The sequence below is a fragment of the Vibrio sp. 10N.222.46.A1 genome (assembly GCF_041473595.1).
Classification (GTDB): Bacteria; Pseudomonadota; Gammaproteobacteria; order Enterobacterales; family Vibrionaceae; genus Vibrio; species Vibrio tasmaniensis_A.
The window spans coordinates 1-9,149 of the sequence record NZ_JBFRSN010000498.1; the positions used below are offsets into that span (position 1 = coordinate 1).

8 protein-coding genes are annotated in these 9,149 nt (G+C 43.2%); 5 read left to right on the forward strand and 3 right to left on the reverse strand.

All coding sequences use genetic code 11. The features are described 5' to 3' along the window. Positions 1 to 24: 24 nt before the first annotated feature. Complete coding sequence (gene fldA, locus AB4496_RS14595; RefSeq protein WP_009847329.1) at positions 25 to 558, forward strand: flavodoxin FldA; 534 nt, start codon at positions 25 to 27, stop codon at positions 556 to 558. 96 nt (positions 559 to 654) lie between these two features. Here the strand turns inward: fldA and AB4496_RS14600 are convergent, their stop codons facing one another. Continuing rightward, positions 655 to 1,161 carry a DUF4442 domain-containing protein gene (locus AB4496_RS14600; protein WP_009847330.1) on the reverse strand — a complete coding sequence of 169 codons (507 nt, stop codon included), beginning with the start codon at positions 1,159 to 1,161 and terminating at the stop codon, positions 655 to 657. 207 nt (positions 1,162 to 1,368) lie between these two features. Between AB4496_RS14600 and fcrX the strand changes: the two genes are divergently transcribed. Continuing rightward, positions 1,369 to 1,818 carry a ferric iron uptake transcriptional regulator FcrX gene (gene fcrX / locus AB4496_RS14605; protein ID WP_004734226.1) on the forward strand — a complete coding sequence of 150 codons (450 nt, stop codon included), beginning with the start codon at positions 1,369 to 1,371 and terminating at the stop codon, positions 1,816 to 1,818. Positions 1,819 to 2,016: 198 nt separating this feature from the next. Here fcrX and glnS read toward each other — a convergent pair whose 3' ends face one another. After that, complete coding sequence (gene glnS, locus AB4496_RS14610; RefSeq protein WP_009847332.1) at positions 2,017 to 3,684, reverse strand: glutamine--tRNA ligase; 1,668 nt, start codon at positions 3,682 to 3,684, stop codon at positions 2,017 to 2,019. Positions 3,685 to 3,986: 302 nt separating this feature from the next. Next, positions 3,987 to 5,546, reverse strand: coding sequence for an N-acetylglucosamine-specific PTS transporter subunit IIBC (gene nagE, locus AB4496_RS14615; protein ID WP_029222967.1), 1,560 nt, complete (start codon positions 5,544 to 5,546; stop codon positions 3,987 to 3,989). Positions 5,547 to 6,021: 475 nt separating this feature from the next. Here nagE and nagA point away from each other — a divergent pair, with 475 nt between their 5' ends. The 3 genes from nagA to AB4496_RS14630 all read left to right on the forward strand — a co-directional run. Further along, positions 6,022 to 7,158 carry an N-acetylglucosamine-6-phosphate deacetylase gene (gene nagA, locus AB4496_RS14620; RefSeq protein ID WP_009847334.1) on the forward strand — a complete coding sequence of 379 codons (1,137 nt, stop codon included), beginning with the start codon at positions 6,022 to 6,024 and terminating at the stop codon, positions 7,156 to 7,158. A 2-nt stretch (positions 7,159 to 7,160) separates the two neighbouring features. Beyond that, positions 7,161 to 8,375 carry an ROK family protein gene (locus AB4496_RS14625; protein WP_009847335.1) on the forward strand — a complete coding sequence of 405 codons (1,215 nt, stop codon included), beginning with the start codon at positions 7,161 to 7,163 and terminating at the stop codon, positions 8,373 to 8,375. Between the two features lie 83 nt (positions 8,376 to 8,458). Next, a partial coding sequence (locus AB4496_RS14630; protein ID WP_372131226.1) for a cation:proton antiporter occupies positions 8,459 to 9,149 on the forward strand: 691 nt, incomplete at its 3' end.

Here is a 9,149-nt window from a genome sequence, read left to right on the forward strand (position 1 = left end):
GACAAAATGAAAGGTAATGATTCTATGGCAAGTGTAGGTCTCTTCTTTGGTAGCGATACAGGTAACACTGAAGCTGTTGCTAAGATGATTCAAAAGCAATTGGGCAAGCAGCTCGTTCAAGTTCAAGACATTGCAAAAAGCAGCAAAGAAGATATCGATAACTTCGATCTGCTGCTGCTTGGTATCCCTACGTGGTACTACGGCGAAGCACAATGTGATTGGGATGACTTTTTCCCTGAGCTAGAAGCTATTGATTTCTCAACTAAGCTTGTTGCTATTTTTGGTTGTGGCGACCAAGAAGATTACGCAGAATACTTCTGCGATGCTATGGGTACTATCCGTGATATCGTTGAAGCAAAAGGCGGTACTATCCTAGGTCATACGTCAACTGAAGGCTACGAATTCGAAGCATCGAAAGGTTTAGTTGAAGGCGATGACAGCCAGTTCGTTGGTCTATGTATCGATGAAGACCGTCAACCTGAGCTGACTGATGAGCGTGTATCTAACTGGGTTAAACAAATCCACGAAGAGATGTGCCTAGCAGAGCTTGAAGACTAATTCATTAGCGGTCATTAATTGTTACAATTAATGACCGTTATGTAGATATGAAAAAACCTCCTTATAGGAGGTTTTTTTCTATTCAATATTTATCAATCAACACTCAGCTTCTAATGCTTCGTCATCCTCTCTAAATTGTGGCTTCTTTCTCACATAGAGAGTTCGCTGAATTTCCGAAACCACACTTCCCTGCTTATCTTTAACGTGGATGATAAATTCGGGGAAACACTTCTCACCAAGTTGTGTCTGACGATAGATATCCTCAAGTTGCCCTTGGCTTATCTCAAAGTCTGCATACAAGTCGGATTGACCAGGCTTGATAAAGTTAATACTCGCCTCTTTATCCCAAACATAATATCGCTCACCTAAAATCCCCATTAGCATTAACGAGTAAACGGGATCGGTAAGAGAAAAGATACTGCCGCCATATTGAGTCCGATTAGCGTTCTTATTCCACCACCGCAACTTGAGCACAGTCTTAACAACCCTAAAGTCAGCGCTAATGTGGGCTATTCGAATTCCCGAGCCCCAAAAGGGAGGCCAAATATTGAGTGCAAATTTTACAATATTAGGTTTATATATTTTTGCGAGTTGCTTATTCATAACAACAATCCATGTTCATATCAAAAAACACCGCCACCTGGCTGGTCGTACCTCCACTATAAGTGAGATACTTCCAATTTACAAAACAGATTGTGATGTCAGTGAGTAACCCTTTGAAGTTCGTGGTTTATTGTTATGCCTGACTAAACTATAATGGTATTAATATTGAATTCTGTTAATTGCTGCAGATCATCAACAGGAAAGTATATGTCAGACAATAATCAAGCGCTAAAAGATGCTGGTCTTAAAGTGACCCTCCCACGGCTCAAAATTTTAGAAGTATTACAACAACCAGACTGCCAACATATTAGTGCTGAAGATTTATATAAAAAGCTGATCGACTTAGGTGAAGAGATTGGTCTTGCGACCGTTTATCGCGTACTAAACCAATTCGATGATGCAGGCATTGTAACTCGTCACCACTTTGAAGGTGGTAAGTCTGTATTCGAACTTTCAACACAGCATCACCACGATCACCTAGTATGTTTAGACTGCGGTGAAGTTATCGAGTTCTCTGATGATCTTATCGAAGAAAGACAAAAAGAAATCGCTCAACGCTACAATGTACAGCTAACTAACCACAGTTTGTATCTGTATGGTAAAAGCATCACTGGGGATTGCAAAGGCAACCCAGACGCACATAAAGCGAAGAAGTAACACAGAACGCTGGCTTAGGTCGGCGTTTTTTATTTGGGCTGATATTGTATTAAGAATCACAGTAGCTTGGCCCACAATTTGGTTATTTCCCAGACACAAAAAAACCGGCTCTAAGCCGGTTTTTTATTAAGCGTCTCTTGAGAAACTAAGCTCCGAGAAACAGAGCTTGGAAAAATAGAGTAGAGAAAAACAAAGCCATTAAGCCTCAGTTTTACCCCAAGTGTCACGTAGACCAACCGTGCGGTTGAATACTAGCGCGTCTGCTTTAGAGTCTTTCGAATCTACACAGAAATAACCTGTACGTTCAAACTGGTACGCTTGCTCTGCCACACCTTCTCCTAGGCTAGGTTCAACAAAACCGTTTAGCGTAACAAGTGATTCAGGGTTTAGCGTTGCAGCGAAATCATCAGCAGCGGCAGGGTTTGGCACTGTGAATAGACGATCGTATAAACGAATCTCAGCAGGCAACGCTTTATCAGCAGATACCCAGTGAATAACGCCTTTCACTTTACGCCCATCTGTAGGGTTCTTACCCAATGTTTCATTGTCGTAAGAACAGAAGATAGTCGTAATGTTGCCTTCTGCATCTTTTTCGATACGTTCAGCTTTGATCACGTAAGCACCACGTAGACGAACTTCTTTACCTAGAACCAAACGCTTGTACTTTTTGTTTGCTTCTTCACGGAAGTCATCACGCTCAATCCAAACTTCTCGTGTAAATGGTACTTCACGAGTACCCATTTCTGGCTTGTTCGGGTGGTTTGCTACCGTTAATGTTTCTACTGTATCAGCGTCGTAGTTTTCAATCACGACCTTGATCGGATCAAGAACAGCCATTGCACGGGGTGCATTTTCGTTCAGGTCATCACGGATACAAGATTCAAGTGAACCGAACTCAATCATGTTCTCTTGCTTAGTCACACCAATACGTTTACAGAATTCACGAATCGAGCTTGAAGTGAAGCCACGACGACGCAAACCAGAAATAGTTGGCATACGTGGATCGTCCCAACCTTCAACTAGGTTTTCAACCACAAGTTGGTTCAGCTTACGCTTCGACATTACCGTGTATTCAAGATTCAGACGACTAAACTCGTACTGACGAGGTTGGCAATCAATCGTGATGTTGTCTAGAACCCAGTCATACAAACGACGGTTATCTTGGAATTCAAGCGTACAGATAGAGTGCGTAATGCCCTCTAGCGCATCAGAGATACAGTGAGTAAAGTCGTACATTGGGTAAATGCACCACTTATCAGCAGTTTGATGGTGGTGAGCAAAACGAACACGGTAGATAACAGGATCGCGCATAACCATGAATGAAGAGCTCATGTCGATCTTAGCACGTAGACACACTTTACCTTCTTCAAAGCCACCGTCACGCATTTTTTCGAACAACGCTAAGTTCTCTTCAGGGCTGCGATCACGGTATGGGCTCGCTTTACCTGGCTCTTTTAGCGTGCCACGGTACTCACGGATTTGATCAGGACTTAGCTCGTCAACGTACGCTAAGCCTTTATTAATTAATTCCACAGCATAAGCGTAAAGCGTATCGAAGTAGTTTGATGAGTAACAAATATCACCAGACCATTCAAAGCCTAACCAGCTTACATCATTCTTAATTGACTCAACGTATTCAACGTCTTCTTTTTCAGGGTTTGTATCATCGAAACGAAGATTACATTGTCCCTGGTAGTCCTGAGCAATACCAAAGTTCAAGCAAATAGATTTAGCGTGACCAATGTGCAGGTAGCCATTTGGCTCCGGCGGGAAACGAGTATGCACGCTACTGTGTGTACCATCCGCTAAATCTTTATCGATAATTTGGCGAATGAAATTCGATGGACGAGCCTCAGCTTCACTCATCTATAGCACCTCTATGTATTTAGTATTGTCAGAGAAAGTTATCTTTTGTACCAATGAAAATGGTCGCTTACAGCGCCTGTCAAAGATAGAAAGATCATTGTTGCTAATCATCCACAATTCTTCGCCTTTGCACAATAAGAACCGTCCGTTAATTGCGATTATTTCTGCTATTCGATGAAGAATAGAACGAACCGGGTTCATTGACCTTAAACAGTAGGCACAAAAAAGCCTCCCGTTTGGGAGGCTTTCAATTTGAAACTTACTTAAGAGTAACTTTACTTCTTAATTAAGTACTTCCGTCACTATGGAAGTTTTACATCAGATAGGTCTTCACCTGCACCTATAGCTTTCATTTCGCCAGCTACGATTTCAGCTAGTGGGCCTAGGATAACCTGTAGGTTGTTTTCACCTAGTTTAACCACACCTTTAGCGCCAAGCTTCTTAAGAACAGCTTCATCTGCGATAGAGCGGTCTTTAAGAGTTAGACGTAGACGAGTGATACAAGCGTCGATTGAAGTTAGGTTGTCGTGACCACCTAGTGCTTTCAGGTATTGACGTGCAACTTCACCTTTTGGTGCGTCGCCAGCAGGAGCTGCTACAGCTTCGTCATCATCTTCACGACCTGGCGATTTCAAGTTGAAAGCGCGGATTGCGAAAGAGAAAGTGAAGAAGTATAAAGCACCGAAACCAAGACCGATTAGTAGTAGTACGAATGGTTTAGTTGCTAGACCCCAGTTCAATACGAAGTCGATAAGACCAGCAGAGAAACCGAAACCGTGCAGAGTACCAAACATGTTTGCAACTACTAGAGACAGACCTGTAAATACAGCGTGCATTGCGTATAGAGCAGGAGCTAGGAATACGAACATGAATTCTAGCGGCTCTGTGATACCTGTTAGGAATGAACAGAATGCAACTGAGAACAGTGCGCCACCAACTTGGCTGCGTTTTTCAGCAGGAGCAGCTAGGTACATTGCAAGTGCAGCACCTGGTAGACCGAACATCATTACAGGGAAGAAACCGTTCATGAACACGCCAGCGCCTTTATCGCCACCGAAGAAACGGTGTAGGTCGCCAGATTTAACAGTTTCAGTCACTTCTTTAACTACAGTAGTGATTTCTGGAGTTACAGAGTTAGCGAATGTGAATGTGTGCTCTTGGCCAACAACTAGAGTTTTAGCTAGTGATGGGTCAACACAAAGTTGAGTGATGTTAGCGAATGCGCCTTGACCAGCAACGATGATTTCTTGACATGTACCCATACCGAACCAGAAGTATGAGTTCAATACGTGGTGTAGACCTACAGGGATAAGTGCACGGTTAAGAGTACCGTAAACGAATTGACCAATAGCGCCAGATGTTGATACTGCGTGAGCCAGTGCGTCTAGACCAGATTGAACACCAGGCCAAACCACACCAGACACAGCACCTGCAACAAGTGCAAATAGACCAGCCATGATAGGTACTAAACGTTTACCCGCAAAGAAAGCCAGCCACTCAGGAAGACGTGTTGCATGGAAAGCGTTGTAAGAGTGACCTGCGATGATACCAGCGAAGATACCGCCGAAGAATGACATGTTTACGTCAGCGTTAATTGTTGTTGCTGTCGCTGTTAGTACGAAGTAAGCAACTGCACCAGCAAGACCTGCTGCGCCGTTACCGTCTTTAGAAAGACCAATCGCGATACCTAGACCAAATAGCAATGGTAGGTTACCGAAGATCGCTCCACCAGCTTCTGCCATGAATGGAATATCAAGTAGATCGCCTTGACCTAAACGTAGTAGAAGCGCCGCAATCGGAAGTGTTGCGATAGGTAGCATTAATGCCTTACCTAGCTTCTGTGCATATCCTAGAATATTCACCAGTTGTTTCCCCCTATAGGATTTTTTAGAATTCATTTGAGAAACTTATTTTAGTCGCTCAATTTAGTCCTATTCAGTGTATTCAATTAATTTTGCCCCGCAAATTAAAACCTTACCATTTGTGATCCTAATCACCAGTTTTTACCAAATCCAGAGGTTTTTGCTAGCGAGATCATAAAACTTATTTTATCATTCAAAAAAATGAGCGTTTATAGATAAAATTCAAATCTAATCATTAGGCAAAAACATGATATTCCTAACTTTAGATTACCCTATGAATAATCATTAACAATGAACCTAAATGTATAATAAAGATCAATTGTTCATATGTTTTTCAACAACTTAAATAGCTTCCCATTTTGAAGCCGTTCGCCCATAAAAGATAAATCGTTACGTAAATGATGCTCGCAAACTAAGTCCACATTTAGGTAACGAACAAATTTAAAAGATCTCACGAAATAAGGATTAGCTGACTATGTACGCGCTAAGTAACTGTAAAATTTACACTGGTAGTGATGTTCTAACCGATCATGCCGTCGTAATAGAAAATGAACTGATCAAAAAAGTCTGTCCTATCTCTGAATTGCCAGAAGGAATCGAGGTTCGCGATCTAAACGGAGCAAACCTAAGCCCAGGTTTCATTGACTTACAACTGAATGGTTGTGGCGGTGTAATGCTTAACGATGAGATCACGGCAGAAACAATGCAGATCATGCACGAAGCAAACCTTAAATCAGGCTGTACTAGCTTCCTGCCAACGCTCATCACTTCTTCAGACGAAGATATGCGTGCAGTTATTACTGCAGCTCGTGAATATCACAACCAGTACCAAAACCAATCACTAGGTCTGCACCTTGAAGGTCCATACCTAAACGTTGCAAAAAAAGGCATCCACAGCGTCGATCACATTCGTAAATCAGACAGCGAAATGATTGAACTGATTTGCGAGAACAGCGACCTAGTTTCAAAAGTAACATTGGCACCAGAGCTTAATGATCCAGAACATATCGAGCGCCTACACAAAGCAGGCGTTGTCGTTTCTATCGGCCACACAAACGCGACTTACGCAGAAGCTCGACAAAGTTTCGAATCTGGTATCACTTTCGCTACCCACCTATTCAATGCAATGACCCCTATGGTTGGTCGTGAACCTGGCGTTGTTGGCGCGATTTACGACACGCCAGAAGTTTATGCAGGTATCATCGCCGACGGCTTCCACGTTGATTACGCAAACATCAGAATTGCGCACAAAATCAAGGGAGAAAAGTTAGTATTAGTGACGGATGCCACAGCTCCTGCAGGTGCTGACATGGAATACTTTATTTTTGTCGGTAAGAAAGTATATTACCGAGATGGTAAGTGTGTTGATGAAAACGGCACACTGGGCGGCTCAGCTCTGACTATGATTGAAGCAGTTCAGAATACAGTTGAGCACGCTGGTATCGCTTTAGACGAAGCTCTTCGCATGGCTACGCTATACCCAGCTACGGCTATCGGTGTAGAAAGCAAGCTAGGTCGAATCAAAAAAGGCATGGTTGCAAACCTAGCTGTATTTGACCGAGACTTTAACGTTAAAGCGACTGTTGTTAATGGACAATACGAGCACAATTAAGTATGAATGGCGGACAAATAGGTAACGTAGACTTAGTTAAACAACTAAACAGTGCGGCGGTATACCGACTAATAGACCAGCAAGGGCCTATCAGTCGTATACAAGTGGCTGATGTAAGCCAACTCGCACCGGCAAGTGTTACAAAAATTACCCGCCAACTTTTGGAGCGCGGCCTCATTAAAGAGGTTGCGCAACAAGCGTCTACTGGCGGTAGACGCGCGATCTCCCTAACCACAGAAGTCGACCCTTTTCATTCTGTCGCTGTACGCTTAGGTAGAGACTATATTCAAATAAGCCTTCATGACCTTGGTGGTCGTGAATTGGCTTTCCAACAACAAGACCTAGATTATTCAGACCAATCAGACCTTACACAAGGCTTGGTCAATAACCTCAAGGCTTTCATTGCTGAGCATCAGCCAAAGATCGACCAACTGATTGCCATTGGTGTCACCCTTCCAGGCTTGGTCAACCCAACGACCGGTGTTGTTGAGTACATGCCAAACACGGACATCGATAACCTCGCATTGAGCGACATTATTCGCGACACTTTCCATGTGGCTTGTTTTGTTGGTAATGACGTTAGAGGAATGGCGCTTGCTGAGCACTACTTCGGTGCAAGTAAAGACAGTCAAGATTCTATTTTGGTCAGTGTGCACCGTGGTACGGGTGCTGGTATTATCGTTAATGGACAGGTTTTCTTAGGCCATAACCGTAACGTGGGTGAAATTGGTCATATCCAAATTGATCCGCTAGGGGAACAATGCCAGTGTGGTAACTTCGGTTGTCTTGAAACCGTAGCGGCAAACCCTGCCATCGTTGATCGAGTGCAGAAGCTCATTAAGCAAGGCTATGAATCTTCTTTAACGGAACTTGAACATATTACGATTCAAGATGTTTGTGACCACGCAATCAATGGCGATGAACTCGCGAAGCAAAGCTTAGTCCGAGTAGGAAACCAGTTAGGTAAGGCTATCGCGATGACGATTAACCTGTTTAACCCTCAGAAAGTAATCATTGCTGGTGATATTACTAAGGCACAAGAGATTGTTTTCCCTGCAATTAAGCGCAATGTAGAGAATCAGTCGTTAACGACTTTCCATAGCGGCCTGCCTATTGTAGCATCACAGATCGATAAACATCCTACGATGGGAGCCTTTGCCATGATTAAGCGCGCCATGCTCAACGGTGTGTTACTGCAAAAGCTTCTTGAAGACTAAAGAAAACAATTCTGATTTTCCGCGGGCCGTGTTTGTATAAACACGGCCCGTTTTTTTAAGCTAGGGAACTACAACAACAAGTTATGGAACTTATATTAATATCCACTGCGTTTATCGCAGGATTTATTGCTTTAAAATGCCACCTCCCCCCATTAGTTGGTTTTTTGGTTGCAGGTTTCGGGCTTTATGCCCTTGGCTTTGAAACCAATGACACCATCATTACTTTGGCTGACCTTGGTGTCACCCTTCTCTTATTTACTATTGGCTTAAAGCTGGACATCAAAACCCTACTCTCTAAAGAGATCTGGGCTGGCGCAACAATCCACAATCTTTTATCCACTCTGTTTTTTGCAGCCGCTCTATTTGGTTTTAAGTTTCTAGGTATTTCATCTCTAGCAGCCATGTCAATAGAACAGATCGTTCTACTCGGTTTTGCTCTTTCATTTTCTAGTACTGTATTTGCGGTCAAGTCTCTACAAGAGAAAGGGGAAATGAATGCTACCTATGGCACACTAGCGATTGGCATTCTGGTCATGCAAGATATCTTTGCTGTCGTATTCTTGACTGCATCGACGGGCAAAATTCCAGAGTGGTATGCGATCGCACTGTTCGCTTTGCCTTTCTTTCGCCCATTGTTCTACAAAGTCCTCGATTGGGTTGGGCACGGTGAAATGTTGGTGCTATTCGGTATCTTCTTCGCATTAGTTGTTGGTGCTGGCTTGTTCCAGTTTGTAGGAGTAAAACCAGACTTAGGTGCCCTTATCCTAGGTATGC